22 protein-coding genes are annotated in these 26,142 nt (G+C 71.8%); 7 read left to right on the plus strand and 15 right to left on the minus strand.

Features of this window, described 5'->3' with window-relative positions; translation table 11 throughout:
• Nucleotides 1-8 precede the first annotated feature (8 nt).
• Nucleotides 9-1,322, minus strand: coding sequence for a M14 family metallopeptidase (locus tag ADK86_RS20825; RefSeq protein WP_053697919.1), 1,314 nt, complete (start codon nucleotides 1,320-1,322; stop codon nucleotides 9-11).
• A gap of 135 nt (nucleotides 1,323-1,457) precedes the next feature.
• Entirely contained in the window at nucleotides 1,458-3,425 is a 1,968-nt protein-coding gene (locus ADK86_RS20830) for a Xaa-Pro dipeptidyl-peptidase (protein WP_078952147.1), read from the minus strand.
• 231 nt (nucleotides 3,426-3,656) lie between these two features.
• Between ADK86_RS20830 and ADK86_RS20835 the strand changes: the two genes are divergently transcribed.
• Complete coding sequence (locus ADK86_RS20835; RefSeq protein WP_053697920.1) at nucleotides 3,657-5,168, plus strand: M1 family metallopeptidase; 1,512 nt, start codon at nucleotides 3,657-3,659, stop codon at nucleotides 5,166-5,168.
• A gap of 61 nt (nucleotides 5,169-5,229) precedes the next feature.
• On the opposite strand, the gene ADK86_RS20840 is transcribed toward ADK86_RS20835, so the two are convergent.
• Nucleotides 5,230-5,691: a hypothetical protein gene (locus ADK86_RS20840; RefSeq protein ID WP_159393902.1), complete on the minus strand. Its 462-nt coding sequence runs from the start codon at nucleotides 5,689-5,691 to the stop codon at nucleotides 5,230-5,232.
• Between the two features lie 348 nt (nucleotides 5,692-6,039).
• Here ADK86_RS20840 and sph point away from each other — a divergent pair, with 348 nt between their 5' ends.
• A complete protein-coding gene (gene sph / locus ADK86_RS20845) occupies nucleotides 6,040-7,044 on the plus strand; it encodes a sphingomyelin phosphodiesterase (RefSeq protein WP_053697922.1) in 1,005 nt (334 codons plus the stop codon).
• A gap of 29 nt (nucleotides 7,045-7,073) precedes the next feature.
• On the opposite strand, the gene ADK86_RS20850 is transcribed toward sph, so the two are convergent.
• The 4 genes from ADK86_RS20850 to ADK86_RS20860 form a co-directional block, all read right to left on the minus strand.
• Nucleotides 7,074-7,724, minus strand: coding sequence for a response regulator transcription factor (locus tag ADK86_RS20850; RefSeq protein ID WP_053697923.1), 651 nt, complete (start codon nucleotides 7,722-7,724; stop codon nucleotides 7,074-7,076).
• Entirely contained in the window at nucleotides 7,688-8,026 is a 339-nt protein-coding gene (locus tag ADK86_RS45430; RefSeq protein WP_324611406.1) for a sensor histidine kinase, read from the minus strand. Before ADK86_RS45430 ends, ADK86_RS20850 begins: the two co-directional genes overlap by 37 nt.
• A gap of 87 nt (nucleotides 8,027-8,113) precedes the next feature.
• Nucleotides 8,114-9,034, minus strand: coding sequence for a sensor histidine kinase (locus ADK86_RS20855; protein WP_324611407.1), 921 nt, complete (start codon nucleotides 9,032-9,034; stop codon nucleotides 8,114-8,116).
• A complete protein-coding gene (locus ADK86_RS20860) occupies nucleotides 9,024-9,878 on the minus strand; it encodes a CPBP family intramembrane glutamic endopeptidase (RefSeq protein WP_234345951.1) in 855 nt (284 codons plus the stop codon). Before ADK86_RS20860 ends, ADK86_RS20855 begins: the two co-directional genes overlap by 11 nt.
• Nucleotides 9,879-10,054: 176 nt before the next feature.
• Here ADK86_RS20860 and ADK86_RS20865 point away from each other — a divergent pair, with 176 nt between their 5' ends.
• Nucleotides 10,055-11,533 carry an MFS transporter gene (locus tag ADK86_RS20865; protein WP_234345952.1) on the plus strand — a complete coding sequence of 493 codons (1,479 nt, stop codon included), beginning with the start codon at nucleotides 10,055-10,057 and terminating at the stop codon, nucleotides 11,531-11,533.
• A gap of 76 nt (nucleotides 11,534-11,609) precedes the next feature.
• Here the strand turns inward: ADK86_RS20865 and ADK86_RS20870 are convergent, their stop codons facing one another.
• The 3 genes from ADK86_RS20870 to ADK86_RS20875 all read right to left on the minus strand — a co-directional run bounded on the left by ADK86_RS20870 (nucleotide 11,610) and on the right by ADK86_RS20875 (nucleotide 14,272).
• Complete coding sequence (locus ADK86_RS20870) at nucleotides 11,610-13,106, minus strand: amino acid permease (RefSeq protein WP_053697926.1); 1,497 nt, start codon at nucleotides 13,104-13,106, stop codon at nucleotides 11,610-11,612.
• Between the two features lie 395 nt (nucleotides 13,107-13,501).
• A complete protein-coding gene (locus ADK86_RS43215) occupies nucleotides 13,502-13,660 on the minus strand; it encodes a hypothetical protein (protein WP_159393903.1) in 159 nt (52 codons plus the stop codon).
• A 336-nt stretch (nucleotides 13,661-13,996) separates the two neighbouring features.
• Entirely contained in the window at nucleotides 13,997-14,272 is a 276-nt protein-coding gene (locus ADK86_RS20875) for a hypothetical protein (RefSeq protein ID WP_053697927.1), read from the minus strand.
• A 589-nt stretch (nucleotides 14,273-14,861) separates the two neighbouring features.
• On the opposite strand from ADK86_RS20875, the gene ADK86_RS20880 reads away from it, so the two are divergent.
• Both ADK86_RS20880 and ADK86_RS20885 read left to right on the plus strand, forming a co-directional pair.
• On the plus strand, nucleotides 14,862-15,593 hold the full coding sequence (locus tag ADK86_RS20880) for a MerR family transcriptional regulator (protein ID WP_053697928.1): 732 nt from the start codon (nucleotides 14,862-14,864) through the stop codon (nucleotides 15,591-15,593).
• 87 nt (nucleotides 15,594-15,680) lie between these two features.
• Complete coding sequence (locus ADK86_RS20885) at nucleotides 15,681-17,075, plus strand: ATP-binding protein (protein ID WP_053697929.1); 1,395 nt, start codon at nucleotides 15,681-15,683, stop codon at nucleotides 17,073-17,075.
• A 54-nt stretch (nucleotides 17,076-17,129) separates the two neighbouring features.
• On the opposite strand, the gene ADK86_RS20890 is transcribed toward ADK86_RS20885, so the two are convergent.
• From ADK86_RS20890 to ADK86_RS20905, 4 genes are all read right to left on the minus strand, one after another.
• Nucleotides 17,130-19,304: a 3-hydroxyacyl-CoA dehydrogenase NAD-binding domain-containing protein gene (locus ADK86_RS20890; protein ID WP_053697930.1), complete on the minus strand. Its 2,175-nt coding sequence runs from the start codon at nucleotides 19,302-19,304 to the stop codon at nucleotides 17,130-17,132.
• A 32-nt stretch (nucleotides 19,305-19,336) separates the two neighbouring features.
• Nucleotides 19,337-20,551 carry an acetyl-CoA C-acetyltransferase gene (locus tag ADK86_RS20895; protein ID WP_053697931.1) on the minus strand — a complete coding sequence of 405 codons (1,215 nt, stop codon included), beginning with the start codon at nucleotides 20,549-20,551 and terminating at the stop codon, nucleotides 19,337-19,339.
• 72 nt (nucleotides 20,552-20,623) lie between these two features.
• Nucleotides 20,624-21,766 carry an acyl-CoA dehydrogenase family protein gene (locus ADK86_RS20900; RefSeq protein WP_053697949.1) on the minus strand — a complete coding sequence of 381 codons (1,143 nt, stop codon included), beginning with the start codon at nucleotides 21,764-21,766 and terminating at the stop codon, nucleotides 20,624-20,626.
• Nucleotides 21,767-21,827: 61 nt separating this feature from the next.
• A complete protein-coding gene (locus ADK86_RS20905) occupies nucleotides 21,828-23,045 on the minus strand; it encodes a CaiB/BaiF CoA transferase family protein (protein ID WP_107088522.1) in 1,218 nt (405 codons plus the stop codon).
• Between the two features lie 366 nt (nucleotides 23,046-23,411).
• Here ADK86_RS20905 and ADK86_RS20910 point away from each other — a divergent pair, with 366 nt between their 5' ends.
• Nucleotides 23,412-24,149: an MgtC/SapB family protein gene (locus tag ADK86_RS20910; protein ID WP_053697932.1), complete on the plus strand. Its 738-nt coding sequence runs from the start codon at nucleotides 23,412-23,414 to the stop codon at nucleotides 24,147-24,149.
• Between the two features lie 58 nt (nucleotides 24,150-24,207).
• Nucleotides 24,208-24,642 carry a protein-tyrosine phosphatase family protein gene (locus ADK86_RS20915; protein WP_053697933.1) on the plus strand — a complete coding sequence of 145 codons (435 nt, stop codon included), beginning with the start codon at nucleotides 24,208-24,210 and terminating at the stop codon, nucleotides 24,640-24,642.
• Here the strand turns inward: ADK86_RS20915 and ADK86_RS20920 are convergent.
• Nucleotides 24,618-26,114 (minus strand): sialate:H+ symport family MFS transporter, encoded by a 1,497-nt coding sequence (locus tag ADK86_RS20920; protein ID WP_053697934.1) that lies wholly within the window; start codon nucleotides 26,112-26,114, stop codon nucleotides 24,618-24,620. The genes ADK86_RS20915 and ADK86_RS20920 overlap by 25 nt on opposite strands.
• Nucleotides 26,115-26,142 lie beyond the last annotated feature (28 nt).

Genomic DNA, 26,142 nt, shown 5'->3' on the forward strand with positions numbered 1-26,142 from the left:
GGAAGCGTTCAGCAGCCCTTGAGCGGGGTCGCGGCCGTAAGGTGATATTCGGCCCGGCCGTCCAGCAGCAGCGGGACGAGTGCGCGCAGCGACTGGCGCAGCGGGACCACGGCGCCGCCCCGGCCGTCCCGCCGCAACGCCACGCCGTGCAGCGCCAGTTCATCCCTGACCTGGGCGTACTGCCGGCTGTCGAGACGGTAGGCGCACGGCGGGTCGCGCAGGATCTTCTCGGCCGCGGGCGGTTCATTGTCCGCGCCGCCGAGGTACACCGGCCCCCGGTCGGCGTAACCGGCCAGCCGGGCGCGGGCGGTGGCGGACTCGATCCGGGCCCGGCGTTCGGTGGTGAAATCGAACAGCCCGCGCAGGGCGGTTCGTTGCGAGGTGACCCGGCGGCGGTTGTTCAGCGCCGGGTCGGCCTTCTCGGCGTCGGTCAGCGCGTCGACCCGGGTCTCCACGAGCAGCCCTACGGAGTTCTTCACCCCGGCGGTGTTGCGCAGGATGCGCTCCTGGCCGTCACCGGCCACCTGCTTGACCGGCTCGCCGGTCTCCGGGTCGGTCCAGATGCCGTAGATCCCGGTGCTGAAGCCCGCCCCGGCGGCCGCGGGCCGCACGTACCGCTCGGACAGGGCGGTGGACTCCCCGTGCACCGCACGCGCGGTGTTCAGGTTGCGCGGCCACAGGGACAGCAGGTCCTTCGTGTAGTAGGGCACGACGGGCGTGTACTCGTGCAGGTCGTAGACGATGTCCGGGCGGTAGTCGCGCTGTACGGCGGCCATCGCCCGCGCCTCGGCGGTCTTCAGGGCGAGGTGGTCGCGGTTGATGTCCACCCCGGCGGAGTTGCCGCGGGTGTCCGCGGCCCGGCCGTCCGGGTTGGCGGTCGGCACGACCAGCACGCTGGTGCGCTCCAGGAAGCGCCGGGTGGCCCGGTCTCCGGCGAAGGCCAGGTCGCGGACGGTGGACAGGCACGCCTCGCGCCCGGACGGCTCGTCGCCGTGCTGCGAGCAGATGAGCAGCACCGTGGTGCCGTGCCGTGCGGCCTCGGCGCTCCTCGGTGCCGGTGCGCCGATCCGTACGAGCCGGATCGGGCGGCCCTGCGCGGTGGTGCCGATCCGGTCCGTGCGGACCCGGTCGCTCGCCCGGTCCACGGCGGCGAGGAAGTCCCGCTCTTCGGGCTGGGTGGTCCAGCGGGCACCCTTGCTGGTCTCGAAGCCGGTGCGGGGCAGGTCGGCACCGGCCGCCCCGGCGGGTGCCGAGGCCAGCAGGGTCGTGGTGAGCGCGGCGGCCAGCGCCGCGCAGGCGAGGCCGCGGGAGAGGGGATTCACGAGGGGGTGCCTCCGGTGTCGGTCGGTGGGGCGAACGGTGGAGGAGGGTGCGGGCGTCGCGGCTGCGGTACGGAGGGCCGGACGCGGTACGGGGCGGCGGGGCCGGGGCGCGGTGCCCCGGCCCCGCCGGGCCTGTCAGCGCGTACCGGGTATGCGGCTCGGTACGGGCGGCTCGACGCCGGTCAGCGGCGCCGGGGCCACGCGGGCCGGTCCGCCGGCACCGGCCGTGGCGGCGGCCAGCGCCTTGTTCCCGCCGACGACGGGCAGGCGGGCGGCGGTGCGGGCCAGGTCGAGGGTCAGGCGCGGGGTGGTGGACGGCGGGTCGATCAGCCCGGCGTCCGTACCGGCGATGATGAGCGCGAGCCGGTGCCCCGCGGGGACGACATGGTCGCTGGCGGCCAGGTCGAGGGTGATCGTGTAGCGCTTGCCGGGGGTCAGCGGGCGGCCCTTGCCGGGGTCGGCCCAGTTGCCCAGATCGGCCCAGCCGCGGCTGAAGACGGTGTGGCCGACATCGGCCGTGTCGGCCTTGGTCTCCTTGTAGCAGGCACTGTCACCGGCGGTGCTCGCGCCCCAGCAGGTGCGGTCGGCGAGGGTGGTGATGCCCTCGCCCGCGGCGCCGTAGTTGCGGATGGTGTCGGGGCCGAGGTCCACCAGGACCGCGGAGAGATGGGCGGTGGAGGTGCTGGGCGTGGCGGTGACGGTGACCTTGCCGGAGCCGGACAGCCGCAGCGGCTCGGCCAGCGGCTTGGTGGTGAATCCCGCCTTGGCGGGGGTGGACGTGTCGATCTGCGCGGCCCAGTCCTGCTCGTTCAGGCTCGGGTCGTCGGTGAAGGTCTCGGTGGCGCCCTGCGGTGCGCGCCAGGTGCCGAGTTCGCCGACGCCGGGCGCGGTCCCGTTGCGCGGCCGTACGGTGGTGGCCGACGTGCCGGCCGCGGGCCAGACGCGGTCGGTGGTCCACCGGTCGGGCGCGCGCTCGATGTCGGCCATCGGCTCCTCGTCGATGCCGTTCTCGTAGCCCATCAGGTAGTGGTCGAACCAGCGGTGCAGGGTGGGCACCCAGTCCGACCGGCGGAAGTCGAACGGGTCGACGTGGCCGGTCTGGGAGAGCCAGACCTTGCGCTCCACGCCGTTCTCGGCGAGCGCGTCCCACCACTGGCCGAAGTGCTTGGTGCGGACGTTGAGGTCCTGCATGCCGTGGACGGCGAAGACGCTGGCGGTGACGTTCTCCGCGTCCTTGACGTAGTCGCGCTCGGTCCACAGCGGGGTCCAGTCGCCGGTGCGCGGCGCGCCTTCGGCGAGCTTCTTCTGCATGGCCGCGCAGCGCAGGCGCGCCTCGGGGCTCTCGACGCGGTCGGCGAGCCGGTCGGGGCCGGAGTTGTACAGCGGTGCGCCCTTCGCGAAGTAGTAGTCGTACCAGGAGGAAATGGCGGCGATGGGCACGATCGTCTTCAGGCCCTCGACGCCGGTGGCGGCGACGCCGTTGGCGATGGTGCCGTCCCAGCTCTTGCCGATCATGCCGGTGTCGCCGTTGGACCACGAGGCGGTGACGCGTTTCCCGCCGGTACGGGAGTCGTAGGCGCGGCCCCGGCCGTTGAGCCAGTCGACCACGGCGCGCGCCGACTGGATGTCGGAGCGCCCGCCCACGTCCACGCAGCCGTCCGAGCGGTTGGTGCCGGCCAGGTCGACCAGCACCGTCGCATAGCCGCGCGGCACGAAGTAGTTGTCGTAGAAGAGCGGGAACCGCACCGGCCGCCCGGCGCTGTCATAGGTCTTCTTCTGGCTCTCGTTGCCCCGCCCGCAGCAGGAGTAGTACGGGCTGGCGTCCATGATCACGGGGACCCGGCGGCCCCGCTGCGCGGGCTCGCGCGGCCGCACGATGTCGACGGCGACCCGGTCGGTCCGCCCGTCCGAGTCGCCGTCGATCCGCGTGTCCACCCAGACCGATTCGCGTATCGCGCGGTCGTAGGAGTACACGGGTCTGGACTCGGCGGGCGCGGCCCGTGCGGCGGACACCGGGCCGACGAGCGAGGACAGCAGGGCGGCCACGACCGCCGTCACGAGCGCTTTCCAGGGGATGCGGGTGATCCGCGCGCTATTGGTCACGGGCGGACGGTAGCGCGGGGGAACTCCTGTGCGTAAGAGTGCGCGAGGCGGCGGGAGGGGACGCGGGGGCGGTCGTGCCGGGCGTGGTGACCGGCCTGTGACGTGCTGATGTCGGTCATGTGTCAGATGCGGCCATGGACATGACGGGTGGCTTCCGAGTACATAAGGTCTGAGCAACTGAAGAGATGACGACCCGAACGGGCTCACCTCCCCTACACGCTGGAGGATTTCGTGCGTCACAGACTCATCGTTCCGGGTGCGGCCGCCCTCAGCCTGCTGCTGGCGATCCCGGCTTCCGCGGCCAGTTACACACCCGGCGCTCCGGGCGCGGGCGACTCCTACTACCCCGAGAGCGGCAACGGCGGGTACGACGTCTCCCACTACGACCTGCGCCTGAAGTACCAGCCGAAGACGGACCTGTTGGAGGGCACGGCGACGCTGCTCGCCACGACCACCCAGGACCTCAGCCGCTTCAACCTGGACTTCGGCCTGAAGGTCAGCGAGATACGCGTCAACGGCAAGAAGGCGGCCTTCGCCACCTCCGGCAAGCACGAGCTGGAGGTCACCCCGGCCGCGCCGCTGCCGAAGGGCAAGCAGATCAGCGTCGTCGTGCGCTACGCGGGCAAGCCGTCCGAGCTGAAGATCGACGGTTCCTCCAACTGGCACCGCACGCCGGACGGCGGCGTGATCGCGCAGGAACCGGACGCCGCCGTGTGGTGGTTCCCCAGCAACGACCACCCGACCGACAAGGCGACGTACGACATCTCCGTCTCGGTGCCGGACGGCAACCAGGCGCTCAGCAACGGCGTCCTGCTGTCGAAGACCTCCAAGCTCGGCTGGACGCGCTACAACTGGCGCTCGGACAAGCCGCAGGCGACGTACCTGACCACGCTCGCGGTCGGCAAGTTCGACGTCACCCAGGACACCACGGCCAACGGTCTGCCGGTGATCACCGCCGTCAGCAAGGACCTCGGCTCCTACGAGGGCTCGGCGCGCGCGAGCATCGAGCGCACCACCGAGGTCACGGAGTGGCTGGAGTCGGTCTTCGGCCCCTACCCGTTCAACTCCGTCGGCGGCTACGTCCCGAACGTCAAGGCCGGGTACGCGCTGGAGACCCAGACCCGCCCGTTCTACGGCAAGGAGGCGTTCGCCAACGGCACCAACGTCTCCGTGGTGGTGCACGAGCTGGCGCACCAGTGGTACGGCGACAGCGTGTCCGTCAAGGACTGGAAGGACATCTGGGTCAACGAGGGCTTCGCCCGCTACAGCCAGTGGCTGTGGTCGGAGAAGGAGGGCGAGGGCACCGGTCAGGAACTGGCCGACTACGTGTACGCCCAGCACCCGGCCGACGACCCGTTCTGGAAGGTCAAGCCGGGCGACCCGGGCCCGGACAACCAGTTCCACGGCGCGGTCTACGACCGGGGCGCGCTCGCCCTCCAGGCGCTCCGCAACGAGGTCGGCGACCAGGCGTTCTTCGGGCTCCTGAAGTCCTGGCCGACCGACAAGAAGTACGGCAACGCCTCGGTGCACGACTTCGTGGCGTACGCCGAGCGCAAGACCGGCAAGCCGCTGGCCGGTCTGTTCGACACCTGGCTGTTCCAGCCGTCCAAGCCCGCTGCCGCGGCGGCGAAGAAGGCCCTCGGCGCCCGCTCGGCCGCCCCGGCCAAGGCCGTCGCCCAGCCGAAGTCCTGGAAGTCGATCCAGGCGACGAACCACGTGCACGACCACGGACACGGCCACTGATCCATGAGCCGGCGGGGCCCGGCGCGGCGCGCCGGGCCCCTTTCGTCCGTGCTCGGCCGCCCTAACCGGCCTTTTCCAGCTTCCAGTAGGCGAATTCCTTGCCGAAGTTCGGCAGAATGGTGTTGAAGGCGTAGAGCCAGCCCTTGCTGCCGGTGCCGTACACCAGGTAATTCTCGTACGACTTGAACAGGGCGCCCTGGCCGCCGGATTCCGGCACCCACACGTGCGCGTCGCCTTCCTGGACCAGCTTGACGCCGTTCCCGACGGCCTGCAGATAGCTGTATCCACCCCAGTTGCTCGACGTCATCTCGATGGTGAAGCCGGAGCCCTTGGTGTGGAAGACCACCGGATAACCCTTGTTGCCGCGGTCGTTCGCGAGCAGACAGTAGTCCCAGTTCATATAGGGTTCCCGGCTGATCCCCCGGTCGCTGCCGTCGTTGAGCACCATGTGGTAGCGGATCTCAGGGGTGATGTCGACCGCCATTGCGGCCCCCTTTCCCTGCCGCGCCGTCTTCCGCGGCAACGGCCCGTCCCTTCGGCTGACCGTGTTCATGCTTCCGGCCGCCGAGGGGCGCGTCCATGCCGTCCCGTCCGTAGCGGGCGCCGTGCGGCGGCATTTCGGCCCGCGCCCTTCCGGCCACACCGGCAGCGACCGGCTGACGGGCGGCTTCCGCATGGCCGCCGTGGCCGGAACGCCCCGGTGCAGAGCGACCGAAAATATGGCGGCGGCACATGAACTTTTCCGGCATCACCCGCACCTCACGTGTCACGGCTTGTACATTCCGGCATCACGCGGAGGTTACTCAGAAGTAAGTGCGCCTGATTCACTGTGCGGCGGCCCGCCACCCCACCCATTCGACCGGGAGATTCCATGCCGCACCGCAGCCCCCGCCGCCGCCACCGAGCCGCGACCGGCGCGACGCTGGCCGCCGTACTGGCCGCGACGACGCTCGCCGCCACGGCCCCCGTGGCACAGGCCGCTCCGGCGCCGGCCGCCGCGCCCGCGGTGAAAGTGCTCTCGTACAACGTCTTTCTCATGAGCAAGAACCTCTACCCGAACTGGGGGCAGGACCACCGGGCCAAGGCCGTACCCGCCGCGGACTTCTTCCGCGGCCAGGATGTCGTCGTGCTCCAGGAAGCCTTCGACAATTCCTCGTCCGACGCGCTCAAGTCGACGGCCGCGGCACAGTATCCGTATCAGACGCCGGTCGTCGGACGTTCGAAGAGCGGCTGGGACGCCACGGGCGGCGCGTATTCCGCCACCACTCCCGAGGACGGCGGTGTCACCGTGCTCAGCAAATGGCCGGTGATCCGCAAGGAGCAGTACGTCTTCAAGGACGCGTGCGGCTCCGACTACTGGTCCAACAAGGGCTTCGCCTACGCGGTGCTGAATGTACGCGGCGCCAAGGTGCACGTGGTCGGCACGCACGCCCAGTCCACCGACCCGGGCTGCAAGGCGGGCGAAGCGGCGGCGGTACGGGCGAAGCAGTTCGGGGAAATCGGCGCTTTCCTGGACGCGAAGAGGATTCCGGCGGACGAAGAGGTGATGGTCGCCGGGGACTTGAACGTCGACTCGCGCAGCGCCGAATTCGCGTCCCTGCTCACCGACGCCGGTCTGGTGGCGGCCGATACGCGCACGGGCCACCCGTACTCCTTCGACACCCGGGAGAATTCCGTGGCGAAATACCGCTACCCGGACGACCCGCGCGAGGACCTGGACCACATCCTGCACCGCCGCGGCCACGCCCGGCCCGCCGGCTGGCGCAACGAGGTCGTCAAGGAGCGGTCCGCGCCCTGGACCGTGTCGAGTTGGGGCACGGACCACACCTACACCAACCTCTCGGACCACTACCCCGTGGTGGGTGCCGCCGGATGACCGTCCGGGCGGCGTACCGCGCCGCCCGGTCAGTGCTTGAGGTAGGCGAGAACGGCCAGCACTCTGCGGTTGTCGTCCGCCGACGGGCTGATCCGGAGCTTGCCGAAGATGCTCGCGGTGTGTTTGGCGACCGCGCTCTCGCTGATGTGCAGGCCGACGGCGACGGCGGCGTTGGACCGGCCCTCGGCCATCAGCTCCAGCACCTCCCGCTCGCGCCGGGTCAGCTCGCCGATCATGCCGCGGGCATCGCTGCGCGACAGCAGCTTGGAGATGACCTGGGGGTCCATCACCGTGCCGCCGGCCGCCACCCGGCGGACCGCGTCGATGAACTGCTCGGTGTTGGTGACCCGGTCCTTGAGGAGGTAGCCGATGGCGCCCTCGCCGCCGGCCAGCAGTTCGTTGGCGTAGAGCTGCTCGACGTACTGGGAGAGGACGAGGACCGGCAGGCCGGGCCGCCGTCGCCGGGCTTCGAGGGCGGCCTGCAGGCCCTCGTCGGTGAAGGTCGGCGGCAGCCGCACGTCGACCACGGCGACATCCGGTCCCGGGCCGTCCTCGTCGAGGAGCTCGCGCAGCAGAGCGGGGCCGTTGTCCACCGCGACAACCTCGCAGCCGTGCTCCTTGAGCGTGCGTATCAGCCAGTCTCTCAGTATGAAGAGGTCTTCGGCGAGGACAACGCGCACGGAATCTCCATCGTCACGGTGGTCGGCCCGCCCTGCGGACCGTGCAGGGCGAGTGTGCCGTCGAAGGTATCCAATCGCTGTCGCACACCGGTCAGCCCGGTCCCCCGTGCGGGGTCCGCGCCGCCCCGGCCGTCGTCCGTGACGGTCATCCGCAGCAGGCCGCTCCCGTGGGTCAGGACGATGACAACCTCGCGGGCCCCGGAGTGCTTCGCCGCGTTCGTCAGCGCCTCGCCCACCGCGAAGTACGCGGCGGAGGCGACCGGCGCCGGGAGGTGGCGCGGGAGCCGGCTCTCGACGCGCACGTCGAGGAAGCTGTCGAGGGTCAGAACGTTTCTGATGGATCTCCGTGGAAGACGGAATACTGGGCGTCGCGAGGCCGCGGAGGTCCGTCAGAAGCGCCCTGGTGCCCGGACCGCGTCGCCGAGGCCCCGGTCGGCGAGGACCGGCGGGTGGATGCCGTGCACCAGGTCGCGCAGGTCCTGCAACGCCCCCTCGGACGTGCGGCGGACGTCCAGCAGGAGTTCGCGCGCCCTCGCCGGGTCCGTCTCCGGCACACGGGTGGCGCGGTCCAGCGTCATTCCCAGGGCGACCAGCCGGGCCTGCGCCCCGTCGTGCAGATTCCGCTCGATGCGCCGGAGTTCGGCGGCCTGGATGTCCAGGGCCCGGGTGTCGGTGAGCCGCTCGACCCGCCGGGCCAGCCGGACGCCGCGCGGTACGGAGAGCAGCGGCCGGCTCACCCGGGTGTGCAGCCGCAGCGTGGCGGGGGCGGCCAGCAGTCCGGCGGCCATGAAGGCAAGGGCCGGCACCAGCGCCGCGAGCATGGTCGCAGTGCTGCGTACGGGGACGAACGCGTACCAGTTGCCGTCGTCGATCAGCCGCCAGATAGACGGCTGCACCAGCGCGCCGAACGCCCCGTACTCGATCAGCGCGAGCGGGACGGCGACGAGCAGCCCGCCGGCCACCGGCTCCAGCCAGGCCCGCGCCAGGTCGCGCCAGAACCCTTCGTCGGCGATGATCGCGCCCGACCTCTTGCGGGCGTTGAGGGTGCGGTCCGCGGGCAGGGGCGGCGGCGGGGCGATCCGGACGCCCGTCCACCGTTCGGCGCGGGAGCGGGCGCGGTCGGACGGGACGCGCAGCGCCCGGGCGGCGGGCGGCAGCAACCGGAACCCCACGCCCACCGGCATCAGCAGCAGGGCGAGGACCACCAAGGAGCCCACCGCCGACACGGCGATGGCGTCGAGGCTCGCCAACTGGCAGCGGGCGACGGCGACACCGGCGCGGGAGGCGAACGTACGTGGTCTATCGAGCATCGTCCATGATCGGGCAGATCCTGGCTCGTGCGTGTGCCCGCGCAGGTGTCTGTGTCCCTGCCGGTGCCTGTGCCGACGCCTTTGCAGGTTCCTGTCCCGACGCCGACCGTGCCGCCCTGCCGACGCCCCACCACGTCCACACTCCCGCCGCGACCACGCACGACGCGCCGAACAGCGCCATGGGCAGCACCGCGCCGGACTCCTCGTCCATGAACAGCAGCAGGCCCAGGTTGATCAGGGCGTGGAAGCCTCCCGCGAGCGGCAGCGTGGCGGCCCGCGCCCCTTCGAGGGCCCACCCCAGCACGACCGACATGGACACGGCCATCGTGAGGAACGCCGCCGCGTACAGCGGGTGCTCGGCGAAGATCTGGACGTGCCAGACGCCCCACACCACGCCCACCACGACCGATGTCGTGAGCGGGCCGAAGCGGGTGCGCAGCAGCGGCTGGAGGAAGCAGCGCCACCCGATCTCCTCGCCGCACGCGCCGATCAGCTGCGCCACGGCGATCAGCGCGAACGGGGCCTTCGGCGGGGTGAACCGGGGGTCCCCGGTGAGCGCCGCGTACGTACCGACGCTCAGCGCGATGACCACAGGCGCGGTGACGAGCAGGAGCGCTCCCCGGCCGCGGCCGCCCGGCCCGGTGCCGGCGAGCAGTTCCCGTACCCGCGACGGCCACAGCAGCGCGGCCAGCCCCACTCCGAGTGCGGGTCCGAACTGGGTCAGCTGGATGATCTCGGCGGGTATCCCGGTCGCGGGCTGGACCGCGCCGAGCGCTCCGGCCGCGACGAAGGCGACGGTGAGGAACAAGGCCATCGCCTTGATGTCAGCAGGTTTCCTTGGCATGGCATCGACGATGCCGTCCGGCGGGCCCGCCGCCATTGCGTCTGGGTGCCGGGCCGGGGTGTATCCAGGTACACCCCCACGCGGAAGCGGCCGACCGGGCACGGAGCGGCGGGCGCACGCGAGTTGCGGCCCGGCGGCCGTTTGCATCCTGGACACAGTGGGTCCAGGATGCTGGCGTGACCGAGTTAACCGCTGATCAACGGGCCGCCGCCGCACGGCCCGCCCCCCTGCCCTCCCACCCCGGTGCCATGCTCACCGTCCTGCTGTCCGCCTGGTTCATGGCGCAGTTCGACTTCTTCGTGGTCAATGTCGCCGCTCCCTCGCTCGAACACGACCTGCGCACCGGGCCCGCCGCGCTGGAGCTGATCGTCGGCGGCTATGCCTTCGCGTACGCCAGCGGCATGATCACCGGTGGCCGGCTGGGCGACCTGTTCGGCCACCGGCGCACGTTCGTCGCGGGCCTGGCCGCCTTCGCCGTCACCTCGCTGCTGTGCGGCATCGCGGTCAGCCCGGGCCAGCTGGTGGGCGCCCGGCTGCTGCAGGGCTTCGCCGGCGCGGTGATGGTGCCGCAGGTGCTCGCCACGATCACCGCCACATTCCCGGCACACGCCCGGGGCCGGGCCATGGCCTGGTACGGCGTCGCCGGCGGCTCGGCGTCGGTCGCCGGCCAGGTGCTGGGCGGACTGCTGCTGGACGCCGACGTACTGGGGCTGGGCTGGCGGATCCTGTTCCTGGTCAACGTGCCGATCGGCGTGGCCGCCGCGGTGCTGGCGATGCGGTTCCTGCCCGCGGTGCGCCCCGCCCGCCGGGCCCGGCTGGACCTCCTCGGCGCGAGCGGCGTGGCGCTGGCGCTCGGGCTGGTCCTGGTCCCGCTCGCGATGGGCCGGACCGCCGGCTGGCCGGTCTGGACGTGGCTGTGCCTGGCCGCCGCCGTGCCGGTGGGCGCGGCGACCGTGTACTGGCAGCGGACGCTGACCGCCCGCGGCGGCGACCCGGTCGTCGACCTGACGCTGTTCCGCGAGGGGTCCTACCTGGCCGGCGTGGTGGCCCAGGCCGCCTTCATGGCGTACTGGGCGAGCCTGATGTTCACCCTGACGCTGCTGCTCCAGGGCGGTTTCGGGCTGGGGCCCTTCGAGGCGGGACTGGCCTTCGCGCCGACCGGCGTCTGCTTCGCGGGCAGCTCGCTGCTCAGCCGTCCGCTGGTGCAGCGCTACGGCCTGCGCATCCTGCAACTGGGCAGCGTCGTCACGGTGACCGGCCTGGCGGCGCTCACCCTCGTCCTCGCCCTCCGGCCGGACCGCGGGGCGCTGCCCTGGGTGATCCTCACCATGGCGGTGGCCGGGGTGGGCAACGGGCTCACGTTCCCGCAGCTGATCGGCGCCTCCCTGGTACGGGTGCCGGCGCGGCGGGCGGGCACCGGCGCCGGGGTGCTCACCACCGCCCAGCAGTTCGGCGGCGCCGCCGGTGTGGCGGTCATCGGCGCGGCGTTCTTCGCCCTGGCCGGCACCTCGCCGGACACCGCCGGCCACGCCCGCGCGGCCATGTGGACCACCTTGGTCTCGGTCGCTCTGACCTGCGTGGTCACGGTGCTGACCACGGTCCTCCGGCGGGCGGCCGACCGCGCCGCGCGGGCGGAGAAGGCGGCGGGCGGCTGAGCCTCGCGTACGTACGGCGAAGGGCGGCCGCGTGAGGTCCACGCAGCCGCCCTTTTCCGTGTGTACGGCCCGGTGATCAGCCCTTGTCGAGGGTGCCCCGGCCGGCGGCCGCGGCCTGCTCGCGCTCGGCCGCGAGCCGGCTGACCCGGCCGCGGACCGCGAACCAGCCGACGACCAGCGCCGCGCCGATGACCGGCACCAGCATCACGGTCTGCCGCCCCACGCCTTCGCTGTCGAAGGCCATCAGGACGATGACGCCGACCAGGAAGACGATGGTCGCGATGTCGGTGACGGGGGTGCCCGGCAGCTGGAAGCGGGGGCGCTGCACCAGGCCCGCGCGGGAGCGGCGGACGAAGACCATGTGACAGATCATGATCGTGCACCAGGTGCTGATGATGCCGAGCGCCGCGATGTTCAGCACGATCTCGAAGGCCTTGCCGGGCAGCCAGGCGTTGAGCCCGACGCCCAGCACGCACACCGCGGAGGTGAGCATGATGCCGCCGTACGGCACCTGGTTGCGGTTCATCAGGCCGGCGAACTTCGGCGCCGAGCCGGCCATCGACATCGAGCGCAGGATGCGACCGGTCGAGTACAGGCCCGAGTTGAGGCTGGACATGGCGGCGGTGAGCACCACGAGGTTCATCACGTCGCCCGCGGCCGGCACGCCGACGTTGGACAGCACCGTCACGAAGGGGCTCTCGGAGCCGGTGTACTTGTTCCACGGCAGCAGCAGGGCGAGCAGGATGACCGAACCGACGTAGAAGACGCCGACCCGCCACATGATCGAGTTCACGGCCTTGGGGACGACCTTCTCCGGCTCGCTGGTCTCACCGGCGGTCACGCCGACCAGCTCGACGGCGGAGTAGGCGAAGACCACGCCCTGCAGCACGATCACCACGGGCAGCAGACCGGTCGGGAAGAAGCCGCCGTGGTCGGTGATCAGGCTCAGGCCCGGGGTGCTGCCGCCGACCGGGTGCTGGGTGGCCAGCAGGAAGATCCCGATGAACATGAAGACGACCAGCGCCGCGACCTTGATGATCGCGAACCAGAACTCCAGCTCGCCGAAGATCTTCACCGAGATGAGGTTGATGCTCAGCACCACGGCCAGCGCGATCAGCGCCATCACCCACTGCGGGACGGCGGTGAACAGGCTCCAGTAGTGGGTGTAGAGCGCGATGGCGGTGATGTCGGCGATACCGGTCGTGGACCAGTTGACGACGTACATCCAGCCCGCGACGTAGGCGCCCTTCTCCCCCAGGAACTCACGGGCGTACGAGACGAACGAGCCCGACGACGGGCGGTGCAGCACCAGTTCGCCCAGGGCCCGTACGACGAAGAACGCGAACAGGCCGCAGACCGCGTACGCGACGGCCAGCGCGGGCCCGGCGGAGGCGAGCCGGCCGCCGGCGCCCAGGAACAGGCCGGTGCCGATCGCCCCGCCGATCGCGATCATGTTGATGTGCCGGCCCTTGAGGCCCTTGCTGTATCCGGCGTCGCCCGCGTCCTGCGCGACCTCGGCCTTCCCCCCGTCCGGTGGCCTGTGTGCGTGCTCCTGGACGGTTTCCGTGCTCACAGCTGGTTCATCTCGCTTTCGGGCAGGCGATGGAGCCGACGGCGGCCCCACGGGTCACGCGGAGTCCGACCGACGGCACACCTTCCCCCAAGGCCGCCCCCTCGTCTGTGTGCTGGATCACAGCGTGTATAAGACATCGAGATTTCACCCGGATATGCCCGGAATGCCGTACGGAAGTCATCTGCACGAGTCCAGCAATTCGCCACCCTCCGGTCATCACTCCTCACTCAAGGGAGTGGTCCGGGGGGTGTGATCCGGTCGCCGGTGGCCGGAAATCGCCCCTTGACGTCCGTGCGGGTTCAGCGGGCATCGACCGGCACGCGGTCCGGCGGCTCTTCTTCCGGGCCGGTCAGAGACGGGAGCGACGGGAGCGACGAGACGCCGCAGCCCCGGCCCTAATCCGCACCGGGGCTCAAGATGTTCGCGTCGAGGTCCTGCAAGTGCAGCACGGTCAGGGCGTCCTGGAGCTTCGCTTTGCCGTCGAGCGCCTTCTTGAGCGCGACGAGATCATGACGGATGCGCGATTCATCCGTTTTCTCCAGGTCGGGTTTCACATCGGCACCGCCGCACTGGTTGAACGGGCCGGCGAGAGGAAGTCGCCGATGCCCCCGGCGGAGGCGGGTGCGGCCGCGGCCAGGCCGCCTGCGACAGCGGCAGCGGTCACTCCAACGACGGCACCGACCCGAGACGTGTTCACGGACGGCCGACGACCGCTTCATGGCACGGTCACCCCGGCTCCGCCGACCCGGTGAGGCAGCACACGGTGCGGAGGAGCGGACCGCGCCGCTTCCCGGTCTCCGCGAGGGAGCCGTGCGGGATTCGGCAGCGGGCACCCGTTCGGTGCGACTGCCTCATGCCACCGCCTGCTCGCTGTCGGAAGGCAGTTCCGGTCAGTCCTTCTCCACGGCGTAGGTGCAGGCCACCCTGGCGTACGCGGAACTCACCTTCTGGGCCACGAGTGCCGAGTGGCACCGCGATCTGGTGATCTTGCCCGTGGCGGTGTCCGTGCAGATGGAGGTGATCGCGTCGGAATAGTAGCCGCGTTCACTGAGGTAACCGGCGCACGCTTCCCAGGTGGCATGAGCGTCGGGGGCCAGGACGACTCCCCCGGCGAGGGTGAGCATGACCGTGGTCCCCGCTGCGGCAATACGCTGTACGATCCGCATGATCTGTCGCTTTCCGTGCAAGCCCCGGCCATGGCAATGACGAGGGGGCGGAGGATGTGCGCGCCCCACATGACGGGCGGCGTGCGGTGACGCTCCGCGCGGCTGACAGCACGCGGACATGCCGTCTGCTTGGTCGACGGGGCCTGGGGCACACCCGGGCATCACCTTCTGCGCACCATGTGTTCCCCGTGGTGACAGCGATGATGCGGGTCCTGCGGCCGATCGGGTGAGTCACCGGACGTCAGGCCCGGGCAGTGCGGCAGCGAGGATGCCGGATGCGCGCAACGTCCGGCCGGCGGCTCCGGCACCCGGCGAGTCCGGCACCCGACGTCTCTTGCACCCGACGGCTCCGGCAACGGACAGCGCACGGCCGGTGATCACCCGGTGGCCTCGGCCCGCCACGTTTCGCGGCCACCCGCCCCTGCCGCGAACCGTCCCACCACCGCGCTCCAGCGCCCCGTCCCTCCCAGGAGGTTTCACAGGGCTGGTGAGACAGCAATACTGTTGAACACGGACCGCGCCACGGAACGCGGTGGACCGAGGGGCGCGGGGACCCGCGCGGACGCAGCGAGGGAAGTGAGGCGCGGCAATGGCCACCGGGACCGGGGAAGAACCGACGCTGACCGTCGACGAGTTGGCCGCCCGCGCCGGGGTGACCGTGCGGACCGTCCGCTTCTACAGCACCCGCGGGCTGCTGCCCCCGCCCGCCATCGGCCCGCGCCGGGTCGGCCGGTACGGTGCCGCCCATCTGTCCCGGCTCGCGCTGATCGAAGAACTCCAGCACCACGGCATGACGCTGGCCGCCATCGAGCGCTACCTCGCCCGGCTGCCCGACGACCTCAGCGAACATGACCTGGCCATCCACCGCGCGCTGGTCGCCTCCTGGTCGCCGGACTCCGCCGAGGAGGCCACCCGGGCCCAGCTGGAGCGCCGCGCGGGCCGGGCGCTGAGCGAGGACGACATCGACCGGCTGGCGGCGATGGACGTCCTGGAGCGCACTGCGGAGCCCGACGCGTTCCGGGTCGATCCGGCCGTCCTCCACCTCGGCATCCGGCTGCTGGACGTCCCCGTATCGCTGGAGACGCTGCTCGCCGCCCGCGCCGTCGTCCAGGACCACACCCGCGCGGCGGCGCGCGAGCTGACCCGGCTCTTCCACGACGAGGTGTGGGGCCCCTACCGCGAGCGCGAGCCGGACCCGGAGCAGGTGGAGACGATGAAGTCGCTCTCCGCGCATATGCAGCCGATGGTGGTGCAGGCGCTGGTGACGGCCTTCCAGCGGTCGATGCGCGAGGAGTTGCGGGCGACGTACGCCGAGGAGTGAGCCCGCGCACGGCGGGCATAGCGTGGGTACCGGCCCGGCGTGCGGCCGGCCGGGCGGCACAGCCCTACGAGCGAGACGAGGCCGCGGGTGGAGGGGCGCACCGTTTCCCGGGCCGAGGCGGCGGACCTCCTCGGCCGGCAGGAAGACCACTTCTGGGAGTTCAAGAGCGCCCGCAGCGGCGGGGCGGTCGTGCAGGTCATCGCCGCCGCCCTGGCCAACGCCGAGGGCGGCGAGTTCATGGTGGGCATCGAGGATCCGCGCAGCGGACAGGGGCTCGCGCGGTGGCGCGGCTTCGCCTCGCTGGAGGACGCCAACTTCGTCCAGCAGGCCATGGTCGACCAGGTGGAGCCGCCGGTGCCGTACGACATCGAGTTCCTGCGCGTCGCGGGCCGCCCGGAGCTGGGCTGGGCCTGCCTGGTCACCGTGCACAAGAGCCCGGACGTGCACCGGACGGCGCGCGGTGAGGTGCCGCAGCGGCGCGGCGCCCAGTCGCGGCGGCTGAAGGGCACCCAGATCACCGATCTGTCGCTGTCCAAGGGCGCCCGCTCCTACGAGGACCAGCCGCTCGGCGACTACGGCCTGGAGGAGTTGCGCGACGAGGAGGAGCTGCATGTCTTCCTCGGCCGGTACAGCCCGCGCACCTCCGCCGAACGGTTCCTGCGCCGGCAGCGCCTGGTGGACCGCGACGGCTGCCTGGCGACCGTCGCCGGCGCCGTCCTGTTCGCCGCCGAACCGCCCGCCGTCGTACCGAAGAAGTGCTCGGTGAAGATCGCCCGGTACGAGACCGCCGAGCAGCTGCCGGACCGCCGGCATCTGAAGTCGCCGCCGACGACGGTCGACGGACCGGTGCGGCCGCTGATCGAGCGGACGCTGGCGGCGGTGACCCGGATCATCCAGTCGGTGCCGGTGCCGGGCCCGGACGGCTCGCTGTCGCCGATGGCCTATCCGCCGGAGGCGCTGAAGGAGATCATCGTCAACGCGGTGATCCACCGGGACTACAACCTCTCCGACGACATCCTGATCTCGGTCTTCGACAACCGGGTGGAGGTGCGCAGTCCGGGCCGGCTGCCCGGCCATATGACGCCGGACAACCTGCTCACGGACCGCTTCGCGCGCAACCCCACGATCGTGCGGCTGCTGAACAAGTACCCGGACGCCCCCAACAAGGACATCGGGGAGGGGCTGGACACGGTGCTGAGCACGATGAAGGCGGCCAGGCTCAAGGAGCCGCGGTTCTTCGTCGAGGCGAACGCGTTCGTGGTGGTGCTGGAGCACACCCCGCTCGCCCGGCCGGAGGAACTGGTGCTCCAGTACCTGCGGTCGAACCCGGAGATCCCGAACCGGATCGCGCGCCGGATCACCGGCATCGCCTCCGAGGCCCGCATGAAGCGGGTCTTCCACCGGCTGCGCGACGCCGGGCAGATCGAGCCGGTGCCGGGGCGGACGGGGTCGCGTGCGGCGTGGCGGCTCCGGCAGGACTGACCGGCGGCGTGCGGCGGTGCGGGCCGGCCGGGACCGGCCCGCACCTCGTGTACGTCACGCGTCGCTGAACTTCTCCCCCTTCTCCGCCTTCTCCACCAGCAGCGCGGGCGGCGCGAACCGGTCACCGTACGCCGCCTGGAGCTCGCGGGCGCGGGCCACGAAGCCGGGGAGCCCGCCCTCGTAACCGTTGATGTACTGGAGGACGCCACCGGTCCAGCCGGGGAAGCCGATGCCCAGGATGGAGCCGATGTTGGCGTCGGCGACCGCGGTGAGCACGCCTTCCTCGAAGCACCGGACGGTGTCCAGCGCCTCGGCGAACAGCATCCGTTCCTGCATGTCGCGGAACGGGATGGCGGTGCCCTCCCGGGTGAAGTGCTCGCGCAGGCCCGGCCACAGGCCCGTCCGGCCGCCGCCTTCGCCGTACTCGTAGAAGCCGGCGCCGCCGCTGCGGCCCGGCCGCCCGAACTCGTCCACCATGCGGTCGATGACGGCGTCCGCCGGGTGCTCCTGCCAGGTGCCGCCGGCGGCCTCGACCGCCCGCCGGGTCTCGTCGCGGATCTTGCGCGGGAGGGTGAGGGTCAGCTCGTCCATCAGGGAGAGCACCTTGGCCGGGTAGCCGGCCTGGGCCGCGGCCTGTTCGACGGAGGCCGGCTCGATGCCCTCGCCGACCATCGCCACGCCCTCGTTGATGAAGTGGCCGATGACGCGCGAGGTGAAGAAGCCGCGCGAGTCGTTGACCACGATGGGCGTCTTGCGGATCTGGCGCACCAGGTCGAAGGCGCGGGCCAGCGCCTCGTCGCCGGTCCGCTCGCCCTTGATGATCTCGACCAGCGGCATCTTGTCGACGGGCGAGAAGAAGTGCAGCCCGATGAAGTCGGTGTCCCGCTCGACGCCCTGGGCGAGGGTGGTGATGGGCAGGGTGGAGGTGTTGGAGCACAGCAGCGCGTCGGGGGCGACGATGTGCTGGATCTCCTGGAACACCTTGTGCTTGAGGGCGGTGTCCTCGAAGACCGCCTCGATGACGGCGTCGCAGCCGGCCAGGTCCCGCGCCTCGGCGGTGGGCCTGATGCGGGCGAGGAGTTCGTCCCGCTTCGCCTCGGTCGTCCGGCCGCGGCTCAGCGCCTTGGCGAGCAGGGCCTCCGCATACGCCTTGCCCTTCTCGGCCGCCTCCGGGGTGACGTCCTTGAGGACGACCTCGATCCCGGCCTTGGCGCAGGCGTACGCGATGCCGGCGCCCATCATGCCCGCGCCGAGCACCGCGACCTTCTCGACCGTGCGGGGCGTGACGTCCTTGGGGCGGCTGGCGCCGGAGTTGACGGCCTGGAGGTCGAAGAAGAACGCCTGGATCATGTTCTTCGAGATCTGGCCGGTGACCAGTTCGGTGAAGTAGCGCGCCTCGATGGTCTGCGCGGTCTCGAAGTCGACCTGGGAGCCCTCGACGGCCGCCGCGAGGATGTTGCGCGGGGCCGGGTAGGGGGCGCCGTTCAGCTGCTTCTTGAGGTTGGCCGGGAAGGCGGGGAGGTTGGCGGCGAACTTCGGGTGCGCCGGGGTGCCGCCGGGGATCTTGTAGCCCTTGACGTCCCAGGGCTGCTGGGACTCGGGATGCGCGTCGATGAACGCGCGCGCCTTCCCGATCAGTTCCTCGGGGGTGGCCGCCACGTCGTGGATCAGGCCGTTGTCCCGGGCCCGTACGGCGTTGTACTGGGTGCCCTGGAGCAGCACCTTCAGCAGCGCGTCGGCGATGCCGAGCAGCCGGACCGTACGGACCACGCCGCCGGCCGCCGGGAGCAGGCCGAGCGTGACCTCGGGCAGGCCGATCTTGGTGGCGCGGGTGTCCAGGGCGACGCGGTGGTGGCAGGCGAGCGCGATCTCGTAACCGCCGCCGAGGGCCGCGCCGTTGATGGCGGCGACGACCGGCTTGCCGAGGGTCTCGATGCGGCGCAAGTCGCGCTTGATGCCCTGGCCGCTCTCGAACGCGCGCTGGGCGTGCTCGGGGGTGACGGCGATCAGGTCGCGCAGGTCGCCGCCGGCGAAGAAGGTCTTCTTGGCGGAGGTGACGATGATGCCGCGTACGGAGTCCCGCTCGGCCTCCAGGCGGTCGGCGACGGCCGTCAGGGAGGTCTTGAAGGCGTCGTTCATCGTGTTGGCCGACTGGTTCGGGTCGTCCAGGACGAGGGTGACGACGCCGGTTTCGTCCTGTTCCCAGCGGATGGTGGTGGACTCGGTCATGGTGGGTGCTCCGGGGTGGGGTCGGACGGGGGTCAGACGCGCTCGATGACGGTGGCGATGCCCATGCCGCCGCCGACGCAGAGGGTGGCCAGGCCGTACCGCTTGTCCTGGCGCTCCAGTTCGTCGACGAGGGTGCCCAGGATCATCGCGCCGGTGGCCCCGAGCGGGTGGCCCATCGCGATGGCGCCGCCGTTGACGTTGACCTTGTCCAGGCTCAGGCCCATGTCCGCCACGAAGCGCAGCACGACTGCGGCGAACGCCTCGTTGATCTCCACGAGGTCGATGTCGTCGATGGTCAGTCCGGCCTTGGCCAGCGCCTTGCGGGTGGCGGGGGCCGGGCCGGTCAGCATGATCGTGGGTTCCGAGCCGGAGACCGCGGCGGAGATGATGCGGGCGCGCGGGGTGAGGCCGTAGCGCTCGCCGACCTCGCGGGAGCCGATGGCGACCAGGGCCGCGCCGTCCACGATGCCGGAGGCGTTGCCCGCGTGGTGGACGTGGTCGATCTTCTCGATCCAGTGGTACTTCTGCAGGGCCACCGCGTCGAAGCCGCCCATGTCGCCGATGGTGGCGAAGGACGGCTTGAGGCCGGCCAGCGAGTCGGCGGTGGTGCCGGGCCGCATGTGCTCGTCATGGTCGAGGACGACGAGGCCGTTGCGGTCGGTGACGGGCACGACGGAACGCGCGAAGCGGCCGTCCTTCCAGGCCGCGGCGGCGCGCTCCTGGGACAGCGCGGCGTACTCGTCGACATCGCGGCGGGAGTAGCCCTCGATGGTGGCGATGAGGTCGGCGCCGATGCCCTGCGGGACGAAGCCGGTGTCGAAGTTGGTCATCGGGTCGGCGAACCAGGCGCCGCCGTCGGAGGCCATCGGGACCCGCGACATCGACTCGACGCCGCCCGCGAGCACCAGGTCCTCCCAGCCGGAGCGGACCTTGGCGGCGGCCATGTTGACCGCTTCGAGGCCGGAGGCACAGAAGCGGTTCTCCTGGACGCCCGCGACGGTGTCCGGCAGTCCGGCGGCGATCGCCGCGATCCGGGCGATGTCCGAGCCCTGGTCGCCGACCGGGCCGACGACGCCGAGCACGATGTCGTCGACGGCCGCCGGGTCGAGGCCGGGGAAGCGGGCGCGGATCTCGTGGATGAGGCCGACGACGAGGTCGATCGGTTTGGTGCCGTGCAGTGCGCCATTGGCCTTGCCGCGTCCGCGCGGGGTGCGGATCGCGTCGTATACGTACGCTTCGGAAGTCACGGTGGGCAGCCTTTCGAGCTGTGGGTCGGGGCGGCGGGGGGTACGCGTCGAGGCGCCGGTCCTGGCGGCCGGTCAGCCGAGGAGGGAACGGCCGATGATCTCCTTCATGATCTCGGTGGTGCCTCCGTAGATGGTCTGGATACGGCCGTCGGTGAAGGCCCTGGCGACCGGGTACTCGCTCATGTAGCCATAGCCGCCGTGCAGTTGCAGACAGCGGTCGGCGACGCGTTTTTGCAGCTCGGTGGCCCACCACTTGGCCATCGAGGCGTGCACGGCGGCGAGCTGCCCCGCGGAGTGGTCCACGATGCAGCGGTCCAGGAACTCGCGGGTGACGGCGCACTCGGTCGCCATCTCGGCTATCTCGAAGCGGATGTGCTGGAGCTTGGCGAGCGGCCGGCCGAACGCCTCGCGCTCCTTCACATACCGCGTGGTGATCTCCAGCAGATGTTCGGCGGCGGCGATCCCGGCGACCGCGATGCCCATCCGCTCCTGCGCGAGATTGGTCATCAGGTGGACGAAGGCGCCGTTCAGCTCGCCGAGCAGGTTCTCCTTGGGCACCCGGACGTCGGTGAAGAACAGCTCGGCGGTGTCCTGAGCCTTCTGGCCGATCTTGTCCAGGTTACGGCCGCGTTCGAACCCCGGCATGTCCCGCTCCACGACCAGCAGGCTCAGGCCGTGCGCGCCGCCCTCGGGCGTGGTCTTGGCGACGACGATGACCAGGTCGGCGAGGATGCCGTTGGAGATGAACGTCTTGGCGCCGTTCAGCAGCCAGTGGTCGCCGCGGTCCTCGGCGGTGGTGCGGATGGCCTGGAGGTCGGAGCCCGCGCCGGGCTCGGTCATGGCGATGGCGGTGATGGTCTCGCCGCTGCAGAAGCCGGGCAGCCAGCGGCGTTTCTGCTCGTCGGTGGCGAGCTGGGTCAGATACGGGCCGACGATGTCGTTGTGCAGGCCGACGGCGAGTCCGGCGGCGCCGGCCCGGGTGAACTCCTCGGCCAGCACGGCGGCGTAGCGGAAGTCGGGGTTGCCGCCGCCTCCGTACTCCTCGGGGACGGCCAGGCCCATCAGGCCCTGTTTGCCCGCCGCGCGCCAGGCGTCGCGGCTGACGATGCCGTCCTTCTCCCACTGGTCGTAGTGCGGCGTCACCTCCCGTTCGAGGAAGGTCCGTACGGTGCGGCGGAAGGCGTCGTGGTCCTCGGTGAAGATCTGGCGCTTCAACTGCGCGGTCATCGCTGCGGGCCTCCTCGGGGGCGGGCGGTGGGTCGGCGGACGGCGGCCATCAGCCGGCCCCGCCCTCGGGCCGGGCGCGGCCGTCCCCGGCCCGGGTGCCGTCGGGCCAGGCCGTGCGGCGGCCGGTGCCGGTCTCCGGCTCCCGGCGATCGGTGAGGGCCGGGACGCCCCAGTCGCGGGCCACCTCGACGGTGTCCGCACCGGGCCGGGCGGGCGGGCGGCGGATGGCGCCGGGGGTGGCGGAGAAGCGCGGGGCCGGTGCGGGCTGGGTGATGCCGCCGTGGCCGGTGAAGGTGCCGCGGGCGGCGAGATGCGGATGTCCGGGCGCCTCGCGCAGTGACAGTACGGGCGCGACGCAGGCGTCGGACGCCTCGAAGACGGCGGTCCACTCCTTACGCGTACGGGTCTTGAAGCGGGCGGCGATGGCGGCCCGCAGCTCCTCCCAGGCGCCGATGTCGTCGCGCGCGGGCACGTCGTCCTCGATGCCGAGCAGCCGGACGAACTCGGCGTAGAAGCGCGGCTCCAGCGCGCCGACGGCCATGTGGCGGCCGTCGGCGGTTTCGTAGGTGCCGTAGAACGGCGCGCCGCCGTCCAGGAGGTTGGCGCCGCGCCGGTCCTGCCAGCCGCCGGCGGCCAGCATGCCGTGGATCATCGCGGTGAGGTGGGCCGTGCCGTCGACGATGGCCGCGTCCACGACCTGGCCGCGGCCGCCTTCGGTCTGGGCGTGCCGGAGCGCGGCCAGGACGCCGACGACCAGATACAGGGAGCCGCCCGCGTAGTCGCCGAGGAGGTTGGCGGGGGCGGCGGGCGGGCCGTCGGGCGGGCCGGTCATGCCGAGGGCGCCGGTGACGGCGATGTAGCCGATGTCGTGTCCGGCGGTCGCGGCCAGCGGGCCCTGCTGGCCCCAGCCGGTCATCCGGCCGTACACCAGGCGCGGGTTGCGCTCCAGGCAGGCGTCCGGGCCGATGCCGAGCCGTTCGGCGACGCCGGGGCGGTATCCCTCGATCAGCACGTCGGCGCGCTCGGCGAGGTCGAGGACCTGGCCGGGTCCTTCGGCGGACTTCAGGTCCACGAGCACCGAGCGCTTATTGCGGTTGGTGATGTCGTACGCCGGGTCGATGCCGAGTCCGGACCCGCCGGGGCGGTCCACGCGCACCACGTCGGCGCCGAGGTCGGCCAGCAGCATCGCGGCGAACGGGCCGGGTCCGATACCGGCCAGCTCCACCACGCGCACCCCGCTCAGCGGGCCGTTCCCTGTCCCTGCCATCGGGCCCCCTGAGCTCCGCAGGACTGTGCCATTACCGAGACTGTGACACTACTGATGTAACACTCGTGATGTTAAGAACGTGTTCCACTTTCCACAAGACCCCGAGGACAACGGGCGGGCACCGGAAAGACCCGTGGCGGCGGTGGTCAACTCCCACCGCCGCCACGGGCCTTCGCGCGTCACCTCACCAGCGGCGCGCTCCCCCGAAGAAACCGGCGATGGGCCCGCGCCCGGATATGGACCGCCGCACCGACGCACCCACCACCTTGCGCTCCCGACCGGCCGTCCACCGGTCACCGTGAAAACCACGCTAGCGGCGACCACTGACAACGGCCCGCGCGCCGGGCACGGAGGGACAATGGCCGAATGCCTCATACGCACCTCGCATCACCGCTGTTCGACGTCAGCCACGGTCAGGGCCTCCGCCAGTTCGCCGAACTGGCCCTGGCGCTGCTCCTGTCCTCCCTCATCGGGCTGGAGCGACAGGTACAGCAGAAGAGTGCGGGGCTGCGCACCCACACCCTCGTCGGCGTGGGCAGCGCGCTGTTCATGGAAGTCTCGATCCACGGCTTCTACGCGCTGCTCGGCACGGACGGCGTCGCGCTCGACCCGTCCCGGGTGGCCGCGCAGATCGTCTCCGGCATCGGCTTCATCGGCGGCGGCCTGATCTTCGTGAAGAAGGACGCGGTACGGGGCCTGACGACCGCCGCGACGATCTGGCTGACCTGTGCCATCGGCATGGCGTGCGGCGGCGGCCTGCCCCTGCTGGCCGCCGGTGCGACGCTGGTCCACTTCCTCGTCGTACGCGGCTTCCCGAAGCTGTTCTCGGGCCGCCGGCGTGCGCCGTACGTCGAGCGCTTCGAGCTGCGCCTGAGCTACCGTGCCCAGCACGGCCTGCTGGGCCGGATGCTGCAGATGTGCACCAGCAGTGGCTTCCAGGTGACCGACGTCCAGGTGGAGACGGGTTCGGACGACCGGGTGCCGGCCGAGGTACTGCTGCGCCTGGAGGGCCGGGGCTCGGCACACCCGCTCGTGGAGCGGCTGACGGAACTGGACGGGGTGCGCGGGGTGTCCATGGGACAGGAATCGGACCGTACGGAATGACAGGGGTGAGCACGGCGTGGGACACGGTGCACACGGCGTGGGACACGGAGAACACGGCATGGTGAACGCGGCCTGGCCGGAGGACGCCCCCGGAGTGCTGCGGCTGCCCTCCGGACGTACGGTGCGGGGCCGCGGCCTGCGCCATCCACTGCCGCCGGGCCCGGAGCCCGAGTTCGCCGTGTACCTGCTCGGCAAGGAGCCGCCCGAGGTCCGCTGGGAGCACCGCTGGCTGCGCTGGCCGGACTTCCGGCTGCCGTCCGACCGGGCGGCGGCCCGTGACGTGCTCGCCGAGGCGTGGGAGCGCGCGGGCACCGAACGCGTCGAGCTGGCCTGCGGCGGCGGCCGCGGCCGTACCGGTACGGCGCTGGCCTGCCTCGCCGTCCTGGACGGGGTGCCGGCCGACCAGGCCGTGGACTTCGTACGCCGCGGCTACGACCCCCGCGCCGTCGAGACGTCCTGGCAGCGGCGTTACGTGAGCCGCTTCGGGCGCTGACCGCCGGGGCCGGCCGCCGGGCCCGCGCCGGGCTCCGGCCCCGTGCCGCCCGCCGCTCCCGTACCGCCCCCGTCAGCCGGCACCAGGTGATCGCCCACCACCTCCCGGTCCACCAGGCGGGCCAGCCGTACCGGCACGTCGCCGCCCACCAGGACGATGACGACCAGCGTCAGCCCGAAGGTGAGGACGGCCAGCGCCCGGCCCAGTGACATGCCCTCGGCGAGCCGGGCGCCGAGCACCGGGGCGACCGCGCCGCCGAGCGCGCCGACGTTGTAGACGAAGCCGAGCGAGGCGGCGCGGACCGGGGTCGGGAAGTGCCCGGCGATGTATTTCGGCAGGATGCCCGAGATGCCCTGGCCCAGGGCGAGCAGCCCGAAGAGCAGCACTCCCAGGGCGACCAGGTTGTCCTGTACCGCGAACACCGGGAAGACGAAGGCCAGGGAGGCCAGCAGCGTGCCGGCGTACGCGCGCCGGGTGCCGAACCGGTCGCCCGTGAAGCCGGCCAGCCAGCAGCCCGCCATCGTGCCGAACCCGGCGTAGAACATCACGTCGGCGACCTGGGCGGGCGCGTACCCCAGCTCGGTCTTGAGGTAGGTGGGCAGCAGCGCCTGGACGGGCCAGCTGTAGAGGAAGGCGCAGAACACGGTGACCGTCAGGGACACGTACAGCACCCGGCCGCGCCGCCCGCCGAGCTGGACGGCGAACGCGGTCAGGCAGAGCGCGGCGAGCGCCGCCAGCCAGGGCACCTGTCCCGTACCGGCCGGGGTGAAGACGCAGAAGAGGGCGGCGGACGCGACGGCCGCGAGCACCCCGTTGAGCCATCGCCGGGCCCGCCCGGCGAACAGCGGGCGGAACGGGTTGGGGCGCTCCCCGGCGGCCGCCACCTCGGCGTTCCAGTCGCCCGCCTCCGGCAGCGACCTGCGGACCCACAGCGCGACCAGCACCGGCAGCACCCCGATCCAGAACATCCAGCGCCAGCCCCAGTTCGGCACGACCCACCGGTAGAGCTGGGCGGCGAGGACCGTGCCGCCCGCGTATCCGGATATGAGGAAGCCGGAGGCGCGGTTGCGCAGGGCGGCGGGCCAGCTCTCCAGGACGTAGGTGGCGCTGGCACTGTACTCCCCCGCCATGCCCGCGCCGATGACCAGCCGGGCGGTGAACAGGCTGGTGTAGTCCCAGGCGAAGCCGCAGGCGAAGGTGCCCAGCGAGTACAGGAGGATGCTGGTGATCATCGCGGCCTTGCGCCCGTACCGGTCCCCCAGCGCGCCCAGCAGTGCCCCGCCGAGCCAGCGGGTGATGAACGCGCCGGAGACGAGGGCGGCGGCCTCGGCCGTACTCAGGCCGAACGTGTCGGCGATCTCGGTCAGCACAAGGGTGATCAGCACGAAGTCGAAGCCGTCCAGGAGGTAGCCCACCCAGGCGGCGAACAGGGACTTCCACTGGCGCGGCGTCACCTGCCGGTACCAGGGCACCGGCCCGCCCCTCTCCGGGGAGCGCGCC

It is taken from the genome of Streptomyces sp. NRRL F-5755 (genome assembly GCF_001279365.1).
Taxonomy (GTDB): Bacteria; Actinomycetota; Actinomycetes; order Streptomycetales; family Streptomycetaceae; genus Streptomyces; species Streptomyces rimosus.